The organism is Cytobacillus firmus DS1, assembly GCF_000565285.1.
GTDB classification, from domain to species: domain Bacteria; phylum Bacillota; class Bacilli; order Bacillales; family Cytobacillaceae; genus Cytobacillus; species Cytobacillus firmus_A.
In genome coordinates this window covers 40898-66908 of sequence record NZ_APVL01000008.1, presented here as the reverse complement: position 1 = coordinate 66908, position 26011 = coordinate 40898, and the positions used below count along the sequence as shown (strand labels likewise).

Genomic DNA, 26011 nt, shown 5'->3' with positions numbered 1-26011 from the left:
ATACCCCTAAACTCCCTAGATTCGCCAGTGCCCGCAAGGCACTGGCCATTTTTTTGTCTTCAGGAAAAGCCTGCCCGAAACAGAAAGCTCTATCTTTTTGTATAGACATTAAACAATTCTTCAACTGCAGATGTAACCGTCCTGTTGCCTGCGATGACCTCGTTCTCGAATTTTGGAAGAAGCGGTTTTATGTCAGGATGATAAAAAAAGCTGAATTGAAGCTGATCCAGGATCATGGAATGTATCCATTGTTTTGTCTGGAGCCTTCTTCTTTCTTCAAAAACTCCTGATGTCTTTGCCGTATTTTCAAACGTTTTAATCACATTCCAGATCTCAGAGATGCCTTCATTAAAGACAGATGAGCAGGTATAAGCTTTCGTTTGCCATCCTTTAGTAGCTGGCTGAAGAAAGTGAAGAATACGGTTATACTCTGCTCTTGTTTTTTCGGCCAATTTTTTATTGCTTCCATCGGCTTTATTAACAATTACCGCATCAGCCAGTTCCATAATGCCTTTTTTCATTCCCTGCAGTTCATCCCCTGCCCCAGTCAGTGTTAAAAGCATAAAGAAATCCACCATTTCCCTGACAATGACTTCACTTTGTCCCACACCGACGGTTTCAACGAGAATAACATCAAAGCCTGCTGCTTCACACAGCAGCATGGTCTCTCTTGTTTTTCTGTGGACACCTCCCAGTTTCCCGGCTGAAGGAGAAGGCCTTATGAAAGCACGCGGGTTTCTTGATAGCTGCTCCATTCTTGTTTTATCGCCAAGGATGCTGCCGCCGCTCAAGCTTGAGCTCGGATCAACGGCAAGAACAGCTACTTTTAAACCCGCATCACATAGATAGGTCCCAAAAGATTCAATGAACGTGCTTTTTCCTGCCCCCGGCACTCCGGTTATCCCAATCCTGAGCGATCGCCCTGAATGAGGCAGGAGCCTGTGCAGGATTTCCTGTGCATGGCGAAAATGATGCTCGGCGTTACTTTCAATCAAAGTAATTGCTCGTGCAAGAACAGGTCTGCTGCCACTCATGATTCCTTCTTCAAGAACGTCAAGATCCGGCAGAGAGGGAGATTTTTTTTGAAACCTGCCTATGTTCTTGAATTTCTGCTTCGACTCACCCGAATCCACACCACTGCGCACGGTGCTTGTAAAATTTTCTGCCTTTTCTTCATCAAACCATTCCGGTTTTTTATCCTTAGTCATTTACCGGGTCACTTCCTCGTACCCGAGACGGCTGTATATCTCTCTGATGACCTTTTGGGCAGCCGCTGGAATGACGGTCCCCGGGCCAAAAATGGCAGAGGCACCATGCTCATATAAATATTGATAATCCTGTGCCGGAATAACCCCGCCGATGACAACAATAATATCTTCCCTATCCAGTTTCTTCAGTTCAGCAGCAAGCTGCGGCAGAAGGGTCTTATGGCCAGCAGCAAGTGAACTGATGCCAATGACATGAACGTCATTTTCGACCGCCTGAAGAGCTGTTTCTTCCGGAGTCTGGAACAGTGGGCCGATATCAACATCAAAACCAAGATCGGCAAAGGCTGTTGAAATGACTTTTGCTCCCCTGTCATGGCCATCCTGCCCCATCTTGGCAATCAGAATCCGCGGTCTTCTTCCTTCATTTTCAAGGAATTCATCTGTCATTTGTTTTACTTCTGCAATTTCTTCTTCATTGGAAAAAGCAGAACTGTACACGCCGCTGATTGAACGAATAATCGCTTTATGGCGGCTGGCCACTTTTTCAATTGCTTCAGAAATTTCGCCAAGAGTGGCTCTAACCCGTGCTGCATTTACCGCAAGCTCAAGAAGGTTGCCTTCCCCTGAATCAGCAGCTTTTGTAATAGCCTCCAGGGCATCAGCAACTTTCTCATTATCGCGGGATGCCTTTAGCCGCTCCAGCTTTTCAATTTGCTTTAATCGTACAGCTGTGTTGTCGATGTCCAGAATGTCAATCGGCTCTTCTTTTTCCAGCCGGTATTTATTCACACCAATAATGGTTTCTTTTCCGGAATCAATTTGTGCCTGTCTTCTGGCGGCCGCTTCTTCGATTCTCATTTTCGGCAATCCTGTCTCAATTGCCCTGGCCATTCCGCCAAGATTCTCGATTTCTTCAATATGCTCCCAGGCGCGTTTAATTAACTGATCTGTTAAAGCTTCTACATAATAAGAACCGCCCCATGGATCAATTACATTCGTGATCCCTGTCTCCTCCTGAAGGTACAGTTGCGTATTTCTCGCAATGCGGGCTGAAAAATCCGTCGGCAATGCAATGGCTTCATCCAATGCGTTCGTATGAAGGGATTGAGTGTGCCCCATCGCTGCCGCATGCGCTTCAATAAGAGTCCTTGTTACATTATTGAATGGGTCCTGCTCGGTTAAGCTCCATCCTGAGGTTTGAGAATGCGTTCTAAGCGCCATTGATTTCGGATTGCCGGGTTCGAAGGTCTTCATCATTTTTGCCCAAATGTAGCGGGCTGCCCTCATTTTTGCCACTTCCATAAAGTAATTCATGCCGATGGCCCAGAAAAACGAGAGCCTTGGTGCAAAGGAATCAATATCGATTCCGGCTTTAAGTCCGGTTCTTACATATTCGAGTCCATCTGCGAGTGTATAGGCAAGCTCAATATCAGCAGGTGCACCCGCTTCTTGCATATGATAGCCTGAGATGCTGATGCTATTAAACTTCGGCATGTATTTTGATGTATATTCAAATATATCGGCAATGATCTTCATGGACATTTCCGGCGGATATATATAAGTGTTGCGAACCATATATTCTTTTAAAATATCATTCTGGATTGTTCCCGAAAGCTTCTCCTGGCTTACTCCCTGCTCTTCAGCTGTGACGATATAAAAAGCCATAACAGGCAAAACTGCTCCATTCATCGTCATGGATACAGACATTTGATCTAAAGGGATCCCATCAAACAGCGTCTTCATGTCCAGGATGGAATCAATGGCCACGCCAGCTTTCCCTACATCCCCTTCGACTCTTGGATGATCAGAATCATAGCCTCTATGGGTGGCAAGATCAAATGCGACTGATAAACCCTTTTGCCCCATGGCAAGATTGCGGCGGTAAAAAGCATTGCTTTCCTCTGCAGTAGAAAATCCTGCATATTGACGTACAGTCCAAGGCCTGTTCACATACATGGTTGAATAAGGCCCCCTTGTATATGGTGGAAGCCCAGGCTTATCGTTTAGATGCTCCATTTCTTTTAGGTCTTCATTTACGTATAAAGGCTTTATTTTTATCCTCTCATTTGTTTCAAAGAGAAGATTATCGATGGATGAATTGATTTCTTCCTCCGCTTTTCTTTTCCAGTCATCCTTTGCTGATTGTTTTACTTTATGAATATCCAGGCTTTTAAAATCTGGTTTATTGGCCACTGTTTGCCACCTCCATCTCGTTCAGCATAGTTGCGAGAGTTTCATAGCAATCGCTTTTTACATGAATGTATCCACTGATTCCAGCATCTTTAAATTCAGCCCTTTTCGTCTCTTCAGGAAGGCCGGCTAAATAGACTGCAGCTGACGGGAAAGCTTCTTTCAAGTGTCTAATTAAAGGAGCTGCCTGGCTTTCATACTGGCCGTTTGATCCGCAAATAAAATAATGCCTGCAATTTGTTTCTTGGATAAATGCTTTAGCATCTTCCGGGTTCTCTAAAGAACCGCTTCTGACTGCTTCAACCCCTCCGGGTGCCAGGAAGCCTGCAATAAAATCAGCACGGGCTTTATGATTCTTTAATTCTCCCAGACAGATTAGCCCTGCTTGAAGACGAATCCCCTTTTCCTTTAATCTTTCAGATAAACTCCTCAAACCTTCGAAGGACTCTGAAAGCCGAACTTGCGGGATTGGCTTGATAACACTCTTGCTGTTTTCAATGGTTTCCGCTTCTATTTGAAGCGGCTTTTCATCATGGTTAGCATAAATATTTGTCCCGATGATACTGTGTTTTCTCGTATGAACATCTTTTTGCCTTTTTTCAAGCACTTGAGAAAGCTGATTCTGAACCCACCCAGTCTGGAGAGCTTCAGCCATTCCTCCCAGCTCTTCTGTCTCAAGGAAAAGTTCCCAGGCTTTATCAATCAATTCATTTGTCAGATGCTCCACATACCAGGAGCCGCCCGCCGGGTCAGAGACCTTTAGCAGATGCGCCTCTTCCATAAGAATGAGCTGGGTATTTCGGGCGATTCGGTCTGAAAAAGGAGAGTGAGCTCCTTCCGGTTCATTATACGGACTGACATGCAGGTATTGGACTCCTCCCAAAACAGCTGCAAACGCTTCATTCCCCGCTCTCAGCACATTCACATAAGAATCGTAAGCTGACTTAGTAAATGATGACGTTTCTGCTGAAATGACCATTTTTTTACTGTCTCTCTCAGCTCCATATACTTCTGCCACCTTTCCCCATAAAACCCTTGCCGCACGAAGCTTGGCAATCTCCATAAAAAAGTTTGAGCCAACAGCAAATTTAAATATCATTTTTGATAGTATTTCTTCGATTTTTTTGCCATTTCCAAGAAAATATTGCAGGTGATTTACTCCTGCTGCCAGTGCAAAAGCAAGTTCCTGGACGGCATTCGCACCGCCATTATGATAAACAGCAGTATTCACCATGATGGTTTTAAGGTTTGGCATATGTTCTGCTGCCACACTTACCGTTTCATTCAAATTTTCGTAAAGTTCATCGATTGAGCGATCGTTCATTTTGTCTGCAGCACTTATAGCAAGCGGGTCTGCTGCAATATACCCTGTGATTTTTTCACTTTCTGTAAATTTCACAAGTTCTTCTATTAATTGACGGTGATTTTGACCGGCATCCACACTGAAAGGATATTTTTTATAAATTTCTCCAACAGCGATGCTGATCTTCTCTGGATTTGTTAACAGTTCAGGCTGGAAAGCCAGTGCTGTCTGCCCTTTCGATACAGCATCAAGGAGTTTTTCTGCCAGCTCTTCAGAAGCTGAAGCACTAACTTTCTGTGCAACCTTCCATTCTTCTCTAAGATATCCGGCAGCATATGAACCCCTTCTGAAGTCTTCTGCACCCGGATACTGTGATAAGGTACTTTCGGCCAGGTCTTCTCTGGAATAAAGCGGTTTCAATTTTATGTTTTCATATGTATTTCGTGATAATGATTCTAAGGATTTCCCTTTAAGAGCTTTTTCTGCACTTTGTTCCCAGTCTTCATTAGTCTGCTGCGGGAATTTTTCTTCAATCATTTTTTTTAATGACATAATCTGCTGTCCTTGTAGCTGACAGCGTTCCCTCCCCTCATGCGGTAGCGGACCCGTTTCTATTAAGAAACAATGCCGCAAGAAAATTATAATAAAATTCTAAATTCTCCATACACCTATTTTATTATACAAAGAAGAAACAAGCAATGAACAATAAGAAACCGCTGCCCCAAAGCAGGGCAGCGGTATTTTTACTATTAATAAATAGATGTATTTTCTTTAGATGTGTTCTCCAGAATTTCTTTTACGCGCTGCAGGAAGCGTCCGCATACCAGGCCGTCAAGCACACGGTGATCAAGTGACATGCAAAGGTTAACCATATCTCGGACAGCAATCATGCCATTGTTCATGACTACAGGACGTTTCACAATGGATTCAACCTGAAGAATTGCAGCCTGCGGATAATTGATAATGCCCATGGACTGTACGGAACCGAATGATCCGGTATTATTTACAGTGAAAGTTCCACCCTGCATTTCAGCAGAAGTCAGTTTTCCTGTACGTACTTTTAAGGCAAGATCATTTATTTCACGGCCAATACCTTTAATCGTTTTTTCATCAGCAGCTTTGATGACAGGAACGAATAATGCGTCATCTGTTGCAACTGCAATGGAAATATTGATATCCTTCTTCTGGATGATCTTATCTCCTGCCCACATGGAATTAATCTGCGGGAATTCCTTAAGCGCCTGTGCAACTGCTTTTACGAAGAAAGCAAAGAATGTAATATTGAAGCCCTCTTTTTGCTTAAACTCCCCTTTAATGCTGTTGCGGTACTCAACAAGATTTGTAACATCCACTTCCATCATTGTCCATGCATGAGGTGCTTCATGTTTACTGCGGAGCATATTGGCAGCAATCGCCTTACGCACTCCGGTAACAGGGATTTCAACATCACCTGGCTTTACCGGTACATTAGGTGCTGGCGCCGCCTGTTTGGATGCTGCAGGCTGGGAAGGTGCAGGTGCAGCTTCCGGTGCTGGCGCTTCTGTCTTTTCCGGTGCAGCCGCAGCCGCTGCAGCTGTAGGAATATCTCCGGACTCAATGATCTTCATAAGATCTTTACGGGTGATGCGTCCGCCGCCGCCAGTACCTGTCACCTGGTTCAAGTCGATTCCATGCTCTTGAGAAAGCCTTAAGACTGCAGGTGAATAACGGACTCCTTTTGGAGCATCCGCTGCTTTAACCGGTGCAGCTGGTGCAGAAGGCGCTGAGGCTGAAGGTGCAGCCGGAGTCTTATTCTCCGCTTTTGTCTCTGCTGGCGTATCTGGAGCAGTTTCCCCGCCGCCTTCGGTTTCGATTGTCAAAATCACCTGTCCGACTTCATACGTTTCGCCTTCTTCTGCAATCAATTCTTTGATTACACCAGTGAATGAGGACGGTACTTCCGCGTTTACTTTGTCAGTCATTACTTCAGCAAGCGGATCATATTTATTTACTTTATCTCCAACGGAAACCAGCCATTTGCTGATTGTACCTTCTGTAACACTTTCCCCAAGCTGGGGCATTTTTATTTGTTCAATAGCCATCTGATTAACCTCCTTCTAGCTGCCCGCACTTTGCGGGTCATGCAGCAGGTGCAGCTGAACCGGAATGGAATCCGGCCTTAGAGCCGCACCATCTGCGAGCTCTCCATTTTTATTAACTAAGATGCCATTATTAAAATTCAGCCAATTCACGCATTGCTTTTTCTACTTTATCAGGGTTAACCATAAAGTATTTCTCCATAGTTGGAGCGTAAGGCATTGCTGGCACATCAGGACCTGCAAGGCGTTTGATCGGTGCATCCAGCTCAAACAGGCAGTTCTCTGCAATAATCGCAGCAACTTCGCCCATGATACTGCCTTCTTTATTATCCTCAGTTAGAAGAAGCACTTTTCCTGTTTTAGAAGCAGCTTCAATAATTGCTTCTTTATCTAACGGATAAACCGTTCTTAAATCCAGTATGTGCGCTGAAATGCCATCTTTAGCAAGTCTTTCAGCAGCTTGAAGAGCAAAATGGACGCATAGGCCATAAGTGATGACCGTGATATCTTCACCTTCGCGTTTTACATCTGCTTTTCCGATTGGCAGCACATAATCATCATCAGGAACCTCACCTTTAATCAGGCGATATGCGCGCTTATGTTCAAAAAACAGCACCGGATCCTCATCACGGATTGCTGCTTTCAATAAACCCTTAACATCATAAGGGGTAGAAGGCATAACAATCTTAAGTCCCGGCTGATTGGCAAATACAGCTTCGACAGACTGTGAATGATAAAGTGCTCCATGAACACCGCCGCCATATGGTGCACGTACTACAATCGGACAGCTCCAGTCATTATTTGAACGATAGCGGATGCGTGCCGCTTCTGAAATAATCTGGTTAACAGCCGGCATAATGAAGTCGGCAAATTGCATTTCTGCAATTGGACGCATTCCATACATTGCTGCACCGATTCCAACCCCTGCAATCGCTGATTCAGCAAGCGGAGTATCAATTACGCGGTCTTCGCCAAATTTGTCATATAGCCCTTGTGTCGCTTTAAATACGCCACCTTTTTTACCTACGTCTTCACCTAAAACAAATACCTTTGGATCTCTTTCCATTTCCTCGCGGATTGCCATAGTTACCGCATCGATATAAGAAATTACAGCCATATTCTCTCCCCCTTACTGTTCAGCATATACATGCTTTAAAGCAGATTCCGCTTCTGCATATGGAGCGTTTTCAGCATAATCAGTTGCTTCGTTTACCAGATTCATAACCCGGTCATTGATTTCCTTTTCAATCGCATCGTCCATAACGCCATTTTCTTTCAGGTAGGCGCCAAAAGTAATAATCGGATCTTTTGTTTTCGCTTCAGCGACTTCGTCAGGAGCACGGTAGCTCCGGTCATCATCATCAGATGAGTGAGGTGTTAGACGATATGAAACGGTTTCGACTAAAGTCGGCCCTTCTCCACGGCGGCCTCTGTCTGCTGCTTCTTTCACAGCTTTATAAACTTCAAGCGGATCATTTCCGTCAACTGTTATACCTGGCATTCCGTAGCCGATTGCTCTGTCAGATACGTTTTCGCAAGCAAGCTGCTTTTCAATTGGAACAGAGATAGCATATTTATTATTTTCACACATGAAGATTACAGGAAGCTTATGAACACCTGCAAAGTTCGCACCTTCATGGAAATCTCCCTGGTTTGAAGAACCTTCACCAAATGTTACAAAAGTAACCAGGTCCTTCCCTTCAAGCTTTCCGGCGAGAGCTACACCAACAGCATGGGGCACCTGTGTAGTAACAGGAGAAGAACCTGTTACGATACGATTTTTCTTTTGGCCGAAGTGTCCAGGCATTTGGCGGCCGCCTGAGTTTGGATCTTCCGCTTTAGCAAACCCTGACAGCATTAATTCCCTTGCGGTCATGCCAAATGTTAAAACAACACCCATGTCACGATAATATGGAAGAACATAATCTTTCTCGCGATCAAGAGCAAATGCGGCACCTACCTGTGCAGCTTCCTGCCCCTGGCATGAAATAACGAACGGAATTTTCCCCGCACGGTTCAAAAGCCACATGCGCTCATCAAGACGGCGGGCTAATAGCATCGTCTCATACATTTCAATAACTTTCTCATCACTTAAACCTAAATCTTTATGACGGTTTTCAGCCATTTATACAACCTCCTAAGCTAATATGTATCAGCCCGGTCTCCAATTGGAGACCTAGACTTATTTTATTTAATCGGATTTTTATCCGTGGATTGCTTTTCCATCTACAGCAAGGGCAGCTTCACCGATTGCTTCAGATAACGTCGGATGCGGGTGGATAGTATGTGCTACTTCCCATGGAGTTGCATCAAGAACGCGTGCAAGGCCTGCTTCTGAAATCATATCTGTTACGTGAGGGCCGATCATATGGACACCAAGGATATCATCGGTATCTTTATCTGCCACAATTTTTACAAAACCGTCGGATTCGCCAAATACAAGCGCCTTTCCGATTGCCCGGAAAGAGAACTTGCCAGTTTTGACATTATGGCCTTTTTCCTTTGCTTCATCCTCTGTTAATCCTACACTTGCTGCTTCAGGAGAACTGTAAATGCATTTAGAAACCAGGCTGTAGTCAATTGGAGAAGGATTCTGGCCTGCAATGTGCTCCACGGCAACAATGCCCTCATGAGAAGCAACGTGTGCGAGCTGAAGTCCGCCAATAACATCACCAATGGCATAGATATGAGATTCCTTTGTCTGGAAGTATTCATTTGCGGCAATAAATCCCTTTTCAATTTGAATGTCCGTATTTTCAATGCCAATGCCTTCTGTATTAGCCTGACGGCCCACAGATACAAGCAGCTTCTCGGCGGAAAATTCCTTTTGGGAACCTTTCACCTCAGCAGAAATAGTTACTCCTTCACCTTTCTGAAGGGTTTCAGGAAGAACCTTTGCTCCTGTTACAATTTTGACTCCTTTTTTCTTCATAAGACGCTGCATTTCTTTTGAAATTTCTTTGTCTTCTGTAGGAATAATGCGGTCAGCATATTCGATTACTGTTACATCTGCACCAAAGTCTGATAACATGGATGCCCACTCGATGCCGATGACTCCGCCGCCAACAATGATAATGGAGCTTGGCACTTCTTCCAGAGCTAAGGCTTCATCCGAAGTCATGACAAGTTGTCCATCAATGTCCAATCCCGGAAGGGTGCGCGGGCGAGATCCAGTTGCTACAATAACATTTTTAGGGATCAGCATTTCATTTTCGTCCCCATTGTTCATTTCCACAGAAATTGTCCCTGGCATTGGAGAGAAAATAGAAGGTCCAAGAATGCGCCCTGTGCCTTCAAAAACATCAATCTTGCCTTGCTTCATCAAGTGCTGAACACCTTTATGAAGCTGATCAACGATTTTGTTTTTCCGTTCCTGTACCTTACCAAAATTGATTGATACATCACTTGTCATTACGCCAAAATCTTCACTGTGCTTTGCAGTAGCAAACACTTCAGCACTTCTTAATAACGCCTTGCTTGGTATGCAGCCTTTATGCAGGCAAGTCCCTCCAAGTTTTCCTTTTTCAACGATTGCCGTTTTTAAACCAAGCTGTGAAGCACGGATGGCTGCTACATAACCGCCTGTGCCTCCGCCTAAAATCACCAAATCATATTCCTGTGCCAAGTTGCTTCCCCCTTCTATTTCAACGCTGCTTTGCCAGCTGTTTTTCCAGGATATTCTTTTTCAGACTCTTCACCGCGCAGAACGCGAAGTGCACCTTCCGCCAGTGCCTGAAGCTCATTTTCACCAGGCTGGACGATGACATCAGCTATCCAGTTAATCCGTTCACTGATTTCTTTTACAAAGCCCTTGCCATAGGCAAGACCGCCTGTAAGGATAATGGCATCAACCTTTCCCCCCAGCACCGCACTGGCAGATCCGATTTCCTTAGCCACCTGATAAGCCATTGCGGAGTAGACAAGCTTTGCTTTCTCATCTCCACTTTCAATCATCTTTTCAACTTTTACTGCATCATTTGTTCCAAGGTAACCTACAAGACCGCCTTGTCCAACAAGCTTCTTCATCACTTCTTCACGATAAAAGCTGCCGGAGTAGCAAAGTCCCACCAAATCACCGGCAGGTACTGTACCTGCCCGTTCCGGACTGAATGGCCCGTCCCCATGAAGTCCGTTATTAACATCCACTACTCTGCCTTTTTTATGAGCGCCTACAGTTATACCTCCGCCCATATGCGTAACGATCAGGTTAAGCTCCTCGTATTTTTTACCAAGTTCTTTGGCTACTCTCCGGGCAACAGCTTTCTGATTCAAGGCATGGAAAATACTTTTTCTTTCTATCATTGAAAAGCCTGAAATACGGGCAATTGGATCCAATTCATCAACCACAACCGGATCGACAATGAATGAAGGAATATTTAAACCCGAAGCAATCTCATATGCCAGGATTCCGCCAAGGTTAGAAGCATGCTGACCAGCAAAACCGGCACGAAGATCCTCAAGCATTGCATCATTAACTGAATATGTGCCTCCTTCAATCGGTCGCAGCAAACCGCCGCGTCCGCACACTGCACTTAATTTGGAGATGTTGATTCCTTCATGATCAAGTGTTTCCAGAATGGTCTGCTTGCGGAATTCATACTGATCGATAATACTTTCATAAGAGTTAATGACATCTGCATCATGGCGCAATGTCTTCTCCAGGACAGAGATCTCATTATCGAAAACTCCAATCTTAGTTGAAGTGGATCCCGGATTGATGACGAGAATTCGATGTTCTTGTTCTAGCACGTTTAAACCTCCATAAAGAGCAGAAATCTCCCTAGTAAAAGCATAACTCTTACTCAGGTACTTTATCTGCCGCTGCATTTTTTCTACTCTGCTTTTAAAGGCAAAGACGCTGAATTCTTAATTCAGCGCTTTGCATTTCAGGAAAGACAGGCTATATTTACCTTCTTCCTAAAACCTATCTGCGGCTCAGGATATGATGGCCGTTTTGGAGGAATTGTCCGCGTGAATTACGCATTCTTTCAATTCTTTCCTCAACCATGCGGTCAGCCGCCTTATATGTCGGAATTCCATCCCTTTTAGCAATATCAATAACTTTTTCAATATTGTTGTATACAGTTTCAACTTTTTTCATTGCACGTTCACGGTTGTATCCGTACAGCTCATCTGCAACATTGATAACTCCGCCTGCATTAATTACATAGTCAGGTGCATAAACAATGCCCATTTCATGGATTATATCACCATGGCGGGTCTCTTTAAGCTGATTGTTTGCAGCTCCGGCAATTACTTTTGCTTTCAGCTGCGGAATTGTATCATCATTAACCGTCGCACCTAAAGCACATGGTGCATAAATATCACATTCAACTCCATAAATTTCATTTGGTTCAACCGCTTTAGCACCGAACTCTTCAACTGCACGCTGAACTGCATCTTTATTAATATCCGTTACAATTAGCTGTGCACCTTCTTCATGCAGATGACGGCAAAGATTGAACGCAACGTTTCCAACACCCTGAACGGCAATTGTTTTGCCTTCCAGAGAGTCAGTTCCGAATGCAGCCTTTGCTGCTGCCTTCATTCCTCTGTATACGCCGTAAGCCGTAACTGGTGAAGGGTTGCCCGAAGAACCGAAGGCAGGTGAAATACCTGTTACATAATCAGTTTCCTCATGGATCAGATCCATATCAGCTACAGTAGTGCCTACGTCCTCTGCAGTAATGTAACGTCCATTTAACCCTTGGATATAACGGCCGAAAGCACGGAACATCTCTTCGTTTTTGTCTTTTCGCGGATCTCCGATAATAACTGTTTTACCGCCACCAAGGTTTAAGCCTGCTGCTGCATTCTTATAAGTCATTCCGCGTGCAAGGCGCAATGCATCTTCAATAGCTGCCTCTTCAGATTCGTAAGTCCACATGCGTGTACCGCCAAGTGCAGGACCTAAAGTAGTGTCATGAATTGCAATAATAGCTTTTAAGCCTGATTGTTTATCCTGGCAAAACACCACTTGTTCGTAATCGTAAGTTTCTAAGTATTTGAAGATTTCCATGTTATATTTCCTCCCCGGATTATAAGAAATTTATGTTCGTTTTTTGATTAATATTTTTTATATGAAATGCTGATTTCAGCGCTATTACTTTGCTGAGCATATCGCTAATGCCAATGAATAAACCTTGCTTTCAGCCGAATCCGCCCGTGAAGTAAGAACGATTGGCGCTTTGGCACCTGCGATAACGGCTCCTACTTTTGCTTTGGCAAAGTAGACAAGTGATTTATATAAAGCATTCCCAACTTCTATAGTCGGCACCAATAAAATATCTGCCTGTCCGGCAACTTCGCTTTTGATTCCCTTATGCTCAGCAGCTTCAAATGATATGGCATTGTCCAAAGCCAGAGGACCATCGACTATACAATCTTTAATCTGGCCTCTTTTGTTCATAAGAGTTAATGCTGCGGCATCCAAAGTTGCCTGCATAGCAGGGTTAACGGCCTCTACTGCAGCAATCGGAGCTGCGAGAGGATTTTCAACCCCTATGCTTCTTGCAATATGAACTGCATTTTTCAGTATTTGTGCTTTTTGATTAAGATCAGGTGCAATATTCATAGCTGCATCCGTTACGATTGTAAACCGTTCAAAGCCCGGAACCTCAAAAACAGCCACATGTGATAAAACATTTCCTGTTCTTAAACCAAATTCTTTATTTAAGACAGCTTTTAAAATGCCTGCCGTCGGGATATTCCCCTTCATAAGCACATTGGCCTTCTGTTCTTTCACAGCCCTTACTGACAATTCCGCTGCATGCGCAGCCGATTCTGTGTGAACAATTTCAACTTTAGGGCTTTCAGCTGCTTCGCTATGCTTCTGGTTCAGGATTTCGCGGATTTCCCCTTCATCCCCGAACAATAAAAAGCTTGCTAAGTTCAGCTTAATTGCTTCAGCTACAGCTTCCAGAACTTCTTCGTCTTCCGCTGCAGCTACGGCTACTGTTTTCTCACCATATTGGGTTGCTTTCGTTAGAAGCGAATCCAATGTCATCTGTTCAACCCCCTTACATGAAAAGCGCAGGCGCCTTGCCCACCCGGATACCAGTGGATAAGTTTAGGAACTTAAGAATAATCGACGCCTTTTTCTTGATGTTCTTCCATTTATTTTACTTGCAAGAAGTGTGCCAACTTCAAAATACCGTGAAAACGCTTTATTCACCGAACTAAAGTATGCAATTTATTTCATAGTATGAAATTTATTGCATGCTATTTTTTGCAATTTCGTATTTCTCCAATTTATAGTAAAGATTCCTGACTGAGAGTCCAAGCATTTTAGCTGTCTTGGTTTTATTCCCATCCAGATTTCGAAGAGTTTGCCTGATCACCTTTGCCTCATACTGCTCAACCATTTGAGTTAATGATTTATTTTGCGCTTCTTCACTTGCTTCAATACTTGGTGACGGATTATTGGCACCCAGATCCGGAATATGCCGTTCTTCTATTTTCGTTTCGTTATAATTCATAAAAATTATGGCTCTGCCAAGGATATTATCGAGTTCCCTCACATTCCCCGGCCAATTATACGCCATCAGCTTTTTAGCAGCTTGTTCTGTCACACCTTCTACATTCCGCCCATATTCCTGGTTTATCTTTTGAATAAGTCTGCTGCACAGCAAAGGAATATCCTCTTTCCTGCGCCGTAATGAAGGAATATGTATGGGCATTCTATTCAGCCTGTAGTATAAGTCTTCCCTAAAGGTGCCATCCGCAATTCCTTTTTCTAAATTGACATTTGTTGCGGCAATAACCCGAACATCAATTGAAATAGGCTTGGTCCCTCCCACTCTTGTAATTTCATGTTCCTGCAGAACCCTGAGCAGCTTTGCCTGAGTGTTGGCTGTCAGTTCGCCAATTTCATCCAGAAAAATGCTGCCTTTATCAGCTTCCTCAAACAACCCTCTCTTTCCGCCTCTTTTTGCACCCGAGAATGCCCCCTCTTCATAACCGAATAATTCGCTTTCCAAAAGAGATTCTGATAAGGCGGCACAATTAACCCTGATAAACTTGTTATATTTTCGGTCGCTTGCATTGTGTATAGCATGGGCGAAGAGCTCTTTACCTGTTCCGGACTCTCCTCTCAGCAAAACTGTGGCAGGAGTTTTAGCTCCAAGTCTTGCCTGTTCAATTGCAATGGTCATCTCTTCAGATGTTCCAATTATATCCTCGAATGAATACTTCGCTTCCAGTGTGCGGATAATCTGCCTGGCCCGGTTTAATTCACGATTCAGATTTTGAATTTCCGATACGTCGTGAATAACACCAACACTCCCTTTTAACTTTCCATCAACAATAACAGGGGCAACGTTTACAATTACATCCTTTCTCTTCGGTCCGACTCTCATGGCCACACCTCTCATCGCTCTTCGAGTTTGAAGGACCTTCATATGCACACTTTCACCTTCCGAAATATCTGCAGTGGCAGGCTTTCCGATTACTTTTTCCTCCTCCAGACCTGTAAGCCTGGAATATGCCGGATTGATTAAAATCCCTTTCCCATTTTCATCAACAACAGAAATGGCTTCCTCACTTGACTGAATAATTGCCTGAAGCATCGTCTGTATGTCTTTTAAATTCGTAATTTCTTCTGCAAGTGAAACTACTTCTGTTATATCCTTAAAAACGGCAAAGGCACCCATTAATTCATTGTTTTCACCAAGCATAGGTATTCTTGTTGTAATAATTTTCAGGCCATTAGCCAAAGTCATTTCCTGATTCGCTTCGATTCTCCTTGTCGCCATAACTCTTGGCAGCATGCTGTCTGTAATGACTTCATTTATTTTTTTCCCTAAAGCATCTTTCCTCTTTATTCCTGTCATTCTCTCCGCACTGCGATTAAAGACTATTATTTCATTGAGGTTATTAATTACAATCATTCCGTCATCGGTCGAATTAAAAATCAAGTCATGCTTATAGGCTTCATTTCTAAATTTTGAAATCAGCTCTTCCTTTTCCTCAAGTAATTTCGCGATTAAAAAAGCTACACTTCCAGGTATTAGAACTGTATTTTTGCTTCTGGCTTCCCTGATGTCGATAAATACCTGCTCATTTCCGGTAACTTCAATAATGATGTCAATATCCTGATTAATGAACTGGCGCCAATCAGTGCCGATTGGGATTCCGCTTTCTTTGGCAAGCCGAAGTCCTTCTGTATAGGGATCGATATCCACCATGGCTTTTACATCCAGAACTGCCGTTTCTTTAATTATTTTAAGGATGGCGGTACCGCCTTTTCCTGCACCGACAATCATCACTGTTTGCATAGGTTTTCCTGCTTTCATTGAAAATTCTTGCACATTCGATAGAAATTTCTGCAATATCCTTCATGTTTTATTTTAGCACAGCAGAGGCACTTGACAAATTTCTTTAATGATTTATGATTTCGGTAGGCAACTTGATTTGAAGGGAATTTTCTTATGATTAGACTAATTGCTTTATTAATTTTACTCCTGCCGGGCATATTGGCTGTGTATGGGATAAAATTAATGAGAGATATGGTCTTTGGCATCCTGCAAAGCCCATTTCCATATTTATGGATTCAATTTGTATCAGGTTTCCTTTTCTTGATCATAGGGCTTGGCTTTATCGCAGGTTTTATTCTTTATCGTGATCGAAAAAGAAACAAAGTTCAGGATCGTTTTAAAACTAAATAAGTTAGTGGGGGAAAAAAGTGAAGCCGCTGCAGATATCACCGGAAACAGCATTAAAGCTCGCTGAAAAACTTAATCTTCCTCTTGAGCAAATCATGCACATGCCCCAGCATATTCTGATCCAAAAAATGATCGAGCTTGAGAAAGAAGAAAACAAATAAGAAAAGCGCAGGGCGCCCGGAGCTAGACAGTTATCTGCGTTCATAATTTTATACTTTCTTATTTTGTAAAGGAAAGGTTCAGTTTGATGCATTCAAACTGAACCTTTTTATTTCTGCAGCTTTATTTTATGAGGAAAAATAAAAAACGCCCCTATTGGAGCGCAGCAAAATAAGCAAAATTTTATTATAAGTCCTTACCCTTTCAAGAAGCCTTATGCTCGAGACGAAGCTTGTCAGCCACCATTGCAATGAACTCGGAATTAGTCGGCTTTGCTTTAGTCATGCTGACTGTATACCCGAAAAGAGAGGAAATCGAATCTATATTACCACGGCTCCAAGCAACTTCAATCGCATGGCGGATCGCACGTTCAACCCGGCTTGCAGTCGTATTAAACTTTTTAGCAATATCAGGGTACAGCACTTTTGTAATGGAACCGAGAAGTTCAATATCATTGTACACCATTGAAATTGCTTCACGAAGATATAGGTATCCTTTAATATGGGCAGGAACGCCAATTTCATGGATGATGCTGGTGATGCTGGCATCCAGGTTCTTGGGCTTTGCCTCTGCCTGAGGACGGTAAGATGGAGCGGGTTTGCGGAGAAATGAATTGGATTTTCCGCTGACCTGGCGAATATGGCTTGCCAAATTGTCCATATCAAATGGTTTAAGAATAAAGTAGGAAGCTCCCAAATCCACTGCCTTTTTGGTGACATCCTCCTGGCCGAATGCAGTAAGCATAATTACATTAGGGAGTGCATTCAGATTTAATTCTCTCATTTTCTCGAGTACAGCAAGTCCATCCAAGTGAGGCATGATGATATCCAGCACAAGAACGTCAGGCTGTGTCTGCTCTAAAATGTCGAGGCAATCCTGTCCATTATGTGCAACACCCGCAACTTCCATATCCTCCTGGGAAGATATATATTCCTCTAAAAGCCCGACCAGTTCCCTATTATCATCCACAACACAAACTTTTATTTTCTTCACTTACTTTCCTCCTCGGCCCATTATGGTCTCTTTAATGAATGTTCGTTTTGAACACGCTCTTTTTTTAATATCTATTTTCTATTCTAAATGAGAAATTCGACAATGCAACATAAATTCCTCTACTTTTTTGAAATTTTCTTAAAAAACCAGCGAAACCTCATTTTTTCTTTTGTTTTCTTCTGTTTTCGACCAGTTTCGCCATACTCTTTACAATACGTGTATATTTGTCGAAAAATCTTTAATTATCGTCATTTTAACATAAAAAATGAAAAAGACGGGATTTCCCCGCCTTTTTATTTGATCCATTCCCCGTATTAAGATGCTTTTTCTTCTGCTTTCTCATATATATTGATGCCTGCTTCATTTAGCATCCATTCAATATGAACTCCATATCCCGAAGTTGGATCATTTACAAATACATGTGTTACCGCTCCAATAATCCTGCCATTCTGAATGATCGGGCTGCCGCTCATCCCCTGGACAATGCCGCCTGTTTTATCGAGGAGCTTCTGATCCGTCACTTTTATGACCATTCCTTTTGTTGCAGGAAACTTTTGCGGAATCGTGCTGACAATTTCAATATCAAACAATTGTACTTCATCATTGTCGACTACAGTCAGTATTTGAGCAGCGCCCTCTTTTACCTGATGGGATAGTGCTATTGGCATTGGTTTGTCAAAAATCCCATTTTTCATATCCCGGTTTAATTCCCCAAAAATTCCGAAAGGACTATTCCTGACAATATTCCCGATTATTTCTTTGTCTGAGGAAAATCGTGCAAGTTTTTCGCCTGGATTGCCATTGCTTCCTTTTTCAATGGAAGTAACCGTCGATCTGACGATCTGTCCGTCCTCAACCACAATGGGTTTTTTCGTATCCATATCGGAAATAACATGCCCGAGTGCTCCATACTTTTTCGATTCCGGGTGATAGAAAGTCATCGTCCCAATGCCTGCTGCAGAGTCACGTATATATAATCCAAGCTTATATGTTTCTTCCCCGTTTTCTTTAAGAGGAGTGAGCTCCGTTTTCACCTTTCCGCTTTCACGGCTTACAATGATTTGGAGCGGGTTGCCGCTTTTGCCAGCTTCTTGAACAAAAGGGGCAACATCTGACATCTTTTCAATTTTCTTACCATTAATTTCAGTAATGATATCTCCGATTTTTATCCCGGCCGTTTCACCTGGCGATGCTTTTCCTTCAGCCGTATTAACCTGATGGTGCCCCACTACTAACACGCCTACTGTATTTAGTTTAACCCCGATTGATTGGCCTCCTGGAATTACTTTAAAATCTTTTAAGACATTAACATCAACCTTTTTTATCGGAAAACCTGCCAGCTCGAGAAGCATTTCATTTTTCCCATTTTCTTTTGCTGAAAGCGAAATCGAATGGTTATCTTCTTTAAGTGCAACACTTGTATTATCTATGGACAGCCCGGCCGACACTGCTTCTGCCTTTGCAATATCCAGCTGCTGTCCTTCAAAAAGGGTAATATTTGCAGGTATTTGCAAATATTCCTGAACAGGCTTAGATAAACCTAAAGCAATTAATGAAACAAGGAGAATTCCACCAATTATTTTGCGCAAAACATCATATGTCAAATTTTTCACTCTCCTCGCTTCTAGTCCATCCACGTCAAATGGCTACATCTTTAATTTTGCCTGCATCGATGGCATTTATAACTGCCAGTGACATAAAAAAAGCTATCCTGCTTTGGATAGCTTTTCAAGGTATTAGATCTGGCTTTAGCAGCTGATGGGTACAGACCTGATATTGGATCATAATTATTTCAGCTGTTTAGCCATATGCAGCAGCTCTTTTGCATGCTCTTTTGTCAAATCGGTAATTTCCACTCCAGAAATCATACGGCTGATTTCTTTTATCTTTTCTTCTTCATTCAGCGGCTTTACTGTAGTTTTGGTCCGCCCTTCATTCGTGTTTTTAGCAATAAATAAATGAGTATCTGCAATAGCTGCAACCTGTGGCAGGTGAGAGATGCACAGAACCTGTGAATCCACGGAAACATGATGAATCTTTTCCGCGATGGCTTGTGCCACTCTTCCGCTCACGCCTGTGTCCACTTCATCAAAGATAATACTTGTAACACCCTGGTGTTTTGAAAAAATGCTCTTTAATGCAAGCATGATTCGGGACAGCTCCCCTCCCGATGCAATCTTAGACAGAGGCTTGAGCGGTTCTCCCGGATTGGTGGAAATATAGAATTCCGCTCTGTCAATGCCATTTTTCAACAGGACTTCGGGATCAGAAAAGAATCTTACCTCAAAAACTGTTTTTTCCATGTATAATTCCTTAAGCTCTTTATGAATTAACTTCGTAAGCTTTAGGGCAGACTTTCTCCGCAGCTTGCTCAATTCTTCCCCTTCAACCATAAGGTCTTTTTTCAGGGCAGCAACTTCTTTCTGCAGCTTATCAATATGGGTTTCTTTATTTTGCAGGGTTTCAATTTCTTCTTCTATTTTTGCTGCGTATTCCAACACTTCTTCAACCGTTTTTCCATATTTTCTTTTTAGCCCATTTATTTCATTCAGTCTGTTTTCGATCTCATTAAGCCTCTGGGGATCATATTCCATAAAGTCCATTTCATTGCGGAGGGAACTGGCCGCATCTTCAAGCAAATAGAAGCTGTTTGCCACATTTTCCGCTATTTCTTTATATGATGGGTCCAATTCCGCGGCATCATTCATATACCCCATTACCATCCCAATCCAATCGAGCCCTTTTTGCTCTCCTTGAAGAGCATTATAGCCAGACTGAACAGAATCAAAAATCCGTTCAAAATTGGACAGCTTTCTCTTTTCTTCAATAAGATCCTCATCTTCATTCAATTTCAGCTGCGCCGACTGGATTTCATCAAGCTGAAATTGGATCAAATCAAGCCGGTGAGCCATTTGCTGTTCATTCTCACTTAAATTCTTAAGCTTTTTCAAAGTGCTTTCATATAACCTGTAGATATCCTGGTATTCAGAAAGGGAAGCAGAAATTTTTTGTCCTCCAAACTGATCGAGGAGTGGAAGATGCAAGGTTTCATTCATTAATTCCTGATGTTCGTGCTGACCGTGTATATCAATAAGTGAACTTCCGATTTCCCTCAAAACAGAAATAGTAACCAGTTTTCCATTCACTCTGCAGATGCTTTTTCCTGTCTTTGATATATCTCTGCGGAGAACAATCATTCCATCTTCAATCTCTATCCCAAATTCTGCAGATCTTTTATAGCAAGGGTGCTTGGGATCATCCAGGATAAAAAGCCCCTCTAATTCAGCCTTATCTTCACCATGCCTGACAAATTCTGCAGACCCCCTGCCTCCAGCCAGCAAATGAATGGCATCGATAATAATGGACTTCCCTGCCCCTGTTTCACCAGTTAAAACAGTTAAGCCCTTTTCAAATGAAACAGAAAGGGCTTCGATTATAGCAAAATTTCGTATGGTTATTTCATTTAACAAACTTATCACCTCATTAGAAAAAGCAGAAGCGCCTTGCCAGCCGCGACACTTCGAGGGGCGGCAGGCGCGTCTTGAGCTAGAAAAATTATCTACAGCATTTCAAGAAAACGGTTTGAAATAGCTTCTGTGTCTTCAGGGGTTTTGCAAATGATCAGGCATGTGTCATCCCCGCAGATTGTACCCAGAATCTCTTCCCAGTCAAGGTTATCTATAAGTGCGCCTATAGCCATGGCATTGCCTGGAAGAGTCTTCATTACAAGGAGATGTCCTGCAGTATCCACTCTAACAAAGGCATCCATTAAATTTCTTTTAAGCTTTTGCAGCGGATTGAAACGCTGATCCGCCGGAAGACTGTATTTATATCTTCCATCCATTAAAGGAACTTTTACCAGGTGAAGCTCTTTAATATCTCTTGACACTGTCGCCTGGGTAACATTAAACCCCGCGTTTTTCAATTCATCCACCAGGTCATCCTGTGTTTCGATATCGTTATTTGTAATAATTTCACGTATCTTAATATGTCTTTGACCTTTATTCATTTTTTCACCTCTATAATCAGCCGCTTGACAGCAGGCAGAAAAAAATTAATTTATACTGTTTTGTACTATAATGTTAGCTGATTTTCTCAATAAAGTACAATTTTCCCGTATATATTATTATAATTCTTCCTAACTCGACAAATTCCTTTAAAAAAAGGAACAGGCATCAGCCTATTCCTCTTCTTTAACCTGCTTCGTTTTCAATTCGGCATGAGCTTCTTTTACTACCTCAACAGTCTGGGCTTTAAGGAGGTTTTCTCCTTCATCTTTGCTGCCTGACCAATACAGATGGAGGAGAAACTCTATGTTGCCGTCTCCGCCGGTAATGGGTGAATAGGAAACGTCTTTGACATCATAGCCAAGACCCAAAGCAAATCCAATAATTTTATCAAGGACAGCTTCATGTATTTTAGGATCTCTGACAATCCCTTTTTTTCCAACCTGCTCCCGTCCGGCTTCAAATTGCGGTTTCACTAAGGCAACTGTGTCACTGCCAGGAACCAGCAGCGTTTTCAATACTGGCAATATTAACTTTAAAGAGATGAACGAAACATCTATGGAAGCAAAATCAGGCATACCCGCTGAAAGGTCTGCTGGAGTTACATACCGGAAATTGGTCCTTTCCATGACAACAACCCGTTCATCCTGCCTTAATTTCCAGGCAAGCTGATTATATCCGACATCCAATGCATAGGACATTTTGGCTCCATTCTGCAGAGCACAATCAGTGAAGCCGCCGGTTGAGGAGCCAATATCAAGGAGGATCCTGCCTTCGATTTCTAAATCAAAAACTTTTAGAGCTTTCTCAAGCTTCAAGCCTCCGCGGCTGACATAAGGCATAACTTTCCCCTTTAAAGTCAGCGGAATGTCTGCACTGACCTTCTCGCCCGGCTTATCCATCCTGCTTTCATTGCTGAACACCAGGCCAGCCATAACTGCTCTTTTCGCTTTTTCTCTTGTCTCAGCAAGACCTCTTTCAACTAATAAAACGTCTAATCGTTCTTTCTTTGTTTTCATTTTTTAAGCCCTTTTTTGTTTTTTTCTTGCCAGTTTTCCCATTCTCTCCACAGCATTCTCCACGGTCATCCCAATTTCTTCCAATAATTCATTTACACTTCCATGTTCAATAAATGTATCAGGTATGCCCATACGGTCTATTTCGGAATGATGGAAGCCATGCTCGTGTGCATATTCAAGTATTGCACTTCCAAAGCCCCCCTGCAGCACAGCTTCTTCTATTGTGAGAATAGGCATATTTGCTGTGAACAATTCATGCAGCATCTTTTCATCAAATGGCTTAATAAACCTTGCATTAATGACTTTAATGGAGTGTCCCTGTTTTTCCAGGAGCTGCGCTGCCAACAATGCCATTGGAATGGTTGTCCCAAAGGTTAAAATTGCTCCGTCGCTGCCATCGCGCAGAACTTCCCATGTTCCAATTGGAATAGCCTTTAGTTCTGTGTCCATAGGCACCCCGATCCCATTTCCGCGCGGGAACCGCATAGCGATTGGGCCATCGTTATATTCAATGGCTGTTTTCACCATATGCTGGCCTTCATTTTCATCCTTTGGCATCATCAAAACCATATTCGGCAAATGCCTTAAAAATGCGATATCGAATACACCCTGATGCGTTTCCCCATCTGCACCTACAAGTCCTGCCCGATCGATTCCAATAAATACATTCAAGTTCTGGCGTGCAATATCGTGTACGACCTGATCATAAGCACGCTGCAGGAAAGTAGAATAAATCGCAAGGAACGGCTTCATGTTTTGCGTTGCCAGGCCGGCAGCTACTGTTGCTGCATGCTGTTCAGCAATACCCACATCATACATCCGATCCGGAAATTCACTTGCAAAGCCTTCAAGCTTCGAGCCGACAGGCATTGCAGGAGTGATTGCAACGATTCTTTCATCTTCTCTTGCAAGCTTCCTGACGGTTTCTGAGACGAGCTTGCTCCATGCAGGCGGCGTACTTGCAGGTTTCACAAAGTCTCCTGTCTCCATTTTATATGGGCCTGTACCATGCCATGTGCCAATCCGGTCGCTTTCGGCAGGGTGATAGCCTTTTCCTTTTTTCGTTATAACATGGAGAAGCACAGGCCCTTCAGTTTTCTTTGCATAAGCAAGGTTCTCGAATAAGGCTTCATAGTTATGCCCATCGACAGGCCCCAAATAGGTAAAGCCTAATTCCTCGAAAAACATGCCTGACACAAACAGATACTTTAGGCTGTCTTTCAGTCTTTCAGCAGTTGAGGCCAACTTGCCGCCGACTGCCGGAACCTTTTTTAATAAATATTCAAGTTCATCTTTTACCCAATTATATTTGCCTGCGGTCCTTAACCTTCCGAGTACATTGTGCAGGGCACCTACATTAGGAGCAATCGACATTTCATTATCATTCAATATGACGATCATATCTTTTTTTTCATGGCCGATATGATTTAAGGCTTCTAGAGCCATTCCGCCTGTTAAGGCACCATCCCCAATAACGGGAATGACATAATTGCTTTCTTTTTTCAAGTCTCTTGCAATGGCCATTCCCATCGCGGCAGATAAAGAAGTAGAGCTATGACCCGTTTCCCATACATCATGCTCGCTTTCAATCATCTTTGGAAAGCCGCAAAGACCTTTATATTGCCTAAGAGTGTCAAATTGGCACGCTCGGCCTGTAAGGATCTTATGGACGTATGACTGATGACCCACATCCCAGATAATTTTATCCTTCGGACTGTCAAAACATTTATGCAATGCAACAGTCAGCTCAACAACTCCAAGATTAGGGCCAATATGCCCCCCTGTGCCTGATAGCTTTTCAATCAGGAAAGTGCGGATATCCTGACTGAGACTTTCTAATTCTTTATACGAGAGCCCTTTTAAGAAGGAAGGGTCTTTGATTGATAACAGATCCATACTGCGGACCACTCACTTTCGTTTCTTATTCGTCCGTTTTTACGTATATTTTGGCAATCATGTTTATTACTGATCAAATCCAGTTTATTACGGCGTCCAGCCTGCATAAAAGATAATATCTTAAGATTACCTTATTACAGGAGATTTTCCAAATGCTTTTCATTTTAAACAGCCTCTCACTCCGGCCAGTCTTTCTTGGAAAAGACTCCCGGCAGCAATTCCTATCATATCAAAATATACACATTGAAGACCATCATTTTATTAAACAGCAAATGCCGCTGACAAATAGTACAGCGGCAAGACCATCGTTTCCTCATTCATTTTTGTACCCTGATCATTGAGATTATGAGTATGTAAAATAGAAATTAGTGGTCCCTGTTTGCAATTAGATCTGTTATTTCTTCCAGCAGCTCTGTTTGAAGGCCTGTTTCCTTCAGTTTCTCTTTTGCAGATCTGATATGGTATTTGAGCGCCTCTTTCGCGCCATTCATTGTAAGAAGAGCTGGATAGGTACTTTTATTATTTGATTCATCACTGCCAACAGGCTTCCCGATTATCTCTTCTGTCCCCTCAAGGTCAAGAATATCATCCCTGATTTGAAAAGCCAGTCCCAGATGATAGGCAAAATGGGATAGAGCCTGAATCGTCTCTTCATTGGCATTAGCCAAAATAGCGCCTGAAACCACACTGCATTCAAGCAATTTTCCGGTCTTATGCACGTGGATATACTCAAGGTCCTCTAAGTCCAGCTGTTTGCCCTCTCCTTTAATGTCTGCCGCCTGGCCACCAACCATCCCTTCAGCACCGGCAGCTTTTGAAAGCACTTTAATTAAGGAGAGCTTGGTTTCGGCTGAAGCGAAGTCGTCCGGGGTTTCCGCAATGGTCTGGAAGCTGTATGTGAGCAAGGCATCGCCTGCCAGGATGGCAAATGCTTCCCCATATACTTTATGATTAGTCGGTTTACCTCTTCTTAAATCGTCATTATCCATGCTTGGCAAGTCATCGTGAATGAGCGAATAGGTATGGATCATCTCGATAGCCGCCGCAGTCCATAGCCCTTTTGCCGTATCTTCGCCAAAAGCAGCCAATGTGGCAAATAACAGAAGCGGCCTGATCCGCTTTCCTCCGGCTTCAAGGGAATAATTCATCGATTCCTTGATTTCAGGCGGAGCCTTCAATTTATGTACATATTCCTTTAAATGGATTTCAAGGTTTCGCTTATGCAATTCAGAGAAAGAACTTAAGGATTGCTGCTGCAAGATTATTCCTCCTCCGGAATGGCGAAGTTCGTTTTTCGGCCATCTTCCGTCAGTATTTCCGTAAGCTGTGATTCCACATTTTTAAGCTTCTCATGACATAATTTTGAAAGCTCCATGCCCTTTTTGTAAATATTAATAGCCTCTTCAAGAGGGACATCGCCCTCTTCAAGTTTTTCCACAATAATTTCAAGTTCTTCCATCGCTTGCTCAAATGAAAGTTGCTTTTCATCCGCCATG

General features: G+C 42.9%; 23 protein-coding genes. 3 read left to right on the top strand and 20 right to left on the bottom strand.

Going from position 1 to position 26011, the window contains the following annotated elements; all coding sequences use genetic code 11:
- Nucleotides 1-89 precede the first annotated feature (89 nt).
- The 12 genes from meaB to PBF_RS11930 all read right to left on the bottom strand — a co-directional run bounded on the left by meaB (nt 90) and on the right by PBF_RS11930 (nt 16054).
- Nucleotides 90-1208, bottom strand: a complete 1119-nt coding sequence (gene meaB / locus PBF_RS11980) for a methylmalonyl Co-A mutase-associated GTPase MeaB (RefSeq protein ID WP_035330026.1) — start codon at nt 1206-1208, stop codon at nt 90-92.
- The gene (gene scpA, locus PBF_RS11975; RefSeq protein ID WP_035330025.1) at nt 1209-3401 is read right to left on the bottom strand and encodes a methylmalonyl-CoA mutase; all 2193 of its coding nucleotides are present in this window, start codon (nt 3399-3401) and stop codon (nt 1209-1211) included.
- Nucleotides 3391-5253 carry a methylmalonyl-CoA mutase family protein gene (locus PBF_RS11970; protein WP_035330024.1) on the bottom strand — a complete coding sequence of 621 codons (1863 nt, stop codon included), beginning with the start codon at nt 5251-5253 and terminating at the stop codon, nt 3391-3393. The genes scpA and PBF_RS11970 overlap by 11 nt, the downstream gene beginning before the upstream one ends.
- A gap of 197 nt (nt 5254-5450) precedes the next feature.
- Nucleotides 5451-6782, bottom strand: coding sequence for a dihydrolipoamide acetyltransferase family protein (locus tag PBF_RS11965; protein ID WP_035330023.1), 1332 nt, complete (start codon nt 6780-6782; stop codon nt 5451-5453).
- A gap of 15 nt (nt 6783-6797) precedes the next feature.
- A complete protein-coding gene (locus PBF_RS27025) occupies nt 6798-6932 on the bottom strand; it encodes a hypothetical protein (RefSeq protein WP_268745113.1) in 135 nt (44 codons plus the stop codon).
- A complete protein-coding gene (locus tag PBF_RS11960) occupies nt 6913-7896 on the bottom strand; it encodes an alpha-ketoacid dehydrogenase subunit beta (protein WP_035330022.1) in 984 nt (327 codons plus the stop codon). The genes PBF_RS27025 and PBF_RS11960 overlap by 20 nt, the downstream gene beginning before the upstream one ends.
- A 12-nt stretch (nt 7897-7908) precedes the next feature.
- Entirely contained in the window at nt 7909-8904 is a 996-nt protein-coding gene (locus PBF_RS11955; protein WP_035330021.1) for a thiamine pyrophosphate-dependent dehydrogenase E1 component subunit alpha, read from the bottom strand.
- A 78-nt stretch (nt 8905-8982) separates the two neighbouring features.
- Nucleotides 8983-10404 (bottom strand): dihydrolipoyl dehydrogenase, encoded by a 1422-nt coding sequence (gene lpdA / locus PBF_RS11950; RefSeq protein WP_035330019.1) that lies wholly within the window; start codon nt 10402-10404, stop codon nt 8983-8985.
- A 14-nt stretch (nt 10405-10418) separates the two neighbouring features.
- A complete protein-coding gene (gene buk, locus PBF_RS11945; RefSeq protein WP_035330018.1) occupies nt 10419-11528 on the bottom strand; it encodes a butyrate kinase in 1110 nt (369 codons plus the stop codon).
- A gap of 175 nt (nt 11529-11703) precedes the next feature.
- Nucleotides 11704-12798 carry a branched-chain amino acid dehydrogenase gene (bcd, locus tag PBF_RS11940; RefSeq protein WP_035330017.1) on the bottom strand — a complete coding sequence of 365 codons (1095 nt, stop codon included), beginning with the start codon at nt 12796-12798 and terminating at the stop codon, nt 11704-11706.
- 84 nt (nt 12799-12882) lie between these two features.
- On the bottom strand, nt 12883-13785 hold the full coding sequence (gene yqiS, locus PBF_RS11935) for a phosphate butyryltransferase (protein ID WP_035330016.1): 903 nt from the start codon (nt 13783-13785) through the stop codon (nt 12883-12885).
- 205 nt (nt 13786-13990) lie between these two features.
- Complete coding sequence (locus PBF_RS11930) at nt 13991-16054, bottom strand: sigma-54 interaction domain-containing protein (protein ID WP_035330015.1); 2064 nt, start codon at nt 16052-16054, stop codon at nt 13991-13993.
- Between the two features lie 153 nt (nt 16055-16207).
- On the opposite strand from PBF_RS11930, the gene PBF_RS11925 reads away from it, so the two are divergent.
- Together PBF_RS11925 and PBF_RS25175 are read left to right on the top strand one after the other, a co-directional pair.
- Complete coding sequence (locus tag PBF_RS11925; RefSeq protein ID WP_035330014.1) at nt 16208-16444, top strand: DUF2627 domain-containing protein; 237 nt, start codon at nt 16208-16210, stop codon at nt 16442-16444.
- Between the two features lie 17 nt (nt 16445-16461).
- On the top strand, nt 16462-16602 hold the full coding sequence (locus PBF_RS25175) for a YycC family protein (RefSeq protein ID WP_064503413.1): 141 nt from the start codon (nt 16462-16464) through the stop codon (nt 16600-16602).
- A 202-nt stretch (nt 16603-16804) separates the two neighbouring features.
- On the opposite strand, the gene spo0A is transcribed toward PBF_RS25175, so the two are convergent.
- From spo0A to dxs, 6 genes are all read right to left on the bottom strand, one after another.
- Complete coding sequence (spo0A, locus tag PBF_RS11920; RefSeq protein WP_035330013.1) at nt 16805-17593, bottom strand: sporulation transcription factor Spo0A; 789 nt, start codon at nt 17591-17593, stop codon at nt 16805-16807.
- Nucleotides 17594-17907: 314 nt separating this feature from the next.
- Nucleotides 17908-19197, bottom strand: coding sequence for a SpoIVB peptidase (spoIVB, locus tag PBF_RS11915; protein WP_035330012.1), 1290 nt, complete (start codon nt 19195-19197; stop codon nt 17908-17910).
- A gap of 183 nt (nt 19198-19380) precedes the next feature.
- Nucleotides 19381-21063: a DNA repair protein RecN gene (gene recN / locus PBF_RS11910; RefSeq protein ID WP_035330011.1), complete on the bottom strand. Its 1683-nt coding sequence runs from the start codon at nt 21061-21063 to the stop codon at nt 19381-19383.
- A gap of 89 nt (nt 21064-21152) precedes the next feature.
- A complete protein-coding gene (gene ahrC, locus PBF_RS11905; protein WP_009332889.1) occupies nt 21153-21602 on the bottom strand; it encodes a transcriptional regulator AhrC/ArgR in 450 nt (149 codons plus the stop codon).
- Between the two features lie 171 nt (nt 21603-21773).
- Nucleotides 21774-22619 (bottom strand): TlyA family RNA methyltransferase, encoded by an 846-nt coding sequence (locus PBF_RS11900; protein ID WP_035330010.1) that lies wholly within the window; start codon nt 22617-22619, stop codon nt 21774-21776.
- A gap of 3 nt (nt 22620-22622) precedes the next feature.
- Nucleotides 22623-24515, bottom strand: coding sequence for a 1-deoxy-D-xylulose-5-phosphate synthase (dxs, locus tag PBF_RS11895; RefSeq protein ID WP_035330009.1), 1893 nt, complete (start codon nt 24513-24515; stop codon nt 22623-22625).
- Between the two features lie 152 nt (nt 24516-24667).
- Here dxs and PBF_RS11890 point away from each other — a divergent pair, with 152 nt between their 5' ends.
- On the top strand, nt 24668-24856 hold the full coding sequence (locus PBF_RS11890; RefSeq protein WP_035330008.1) for a hypothetical protein: 189 nt from the start codon (nt 24668-24670) through the stop codon (nt 24854-24856).
- Between the two features lie 24 nt (nt 24857-24880).
- On the opposite strand, the gene PBF_RS11885 is transcribed toward PBF_RS11890, so the two are convergent.
- Nucleotides 24881-25774, bottom strand: coding sequence for a polyprenyl synthetase family protein (locus tag PBF_RS11885; RefSeq protein ID WP_035330007.1), 894 nt, complete (start codon nt 25772-25774; stop codon nt 24881-24883).
- Nucleotides 25775-25776: 2 nt separating this feature from the next.
- Entirely contained in the window at nt 25777-26010 is a 234-nt protein-coding gene (gene xseB / locus PBF_RS11880) for an exodeoxyribonuclease VII small subunit (protein ID WP_035330006.1), read from the bottom strand.
- Nucleotide 26011 lies beyond the last annotated feature (1 nt).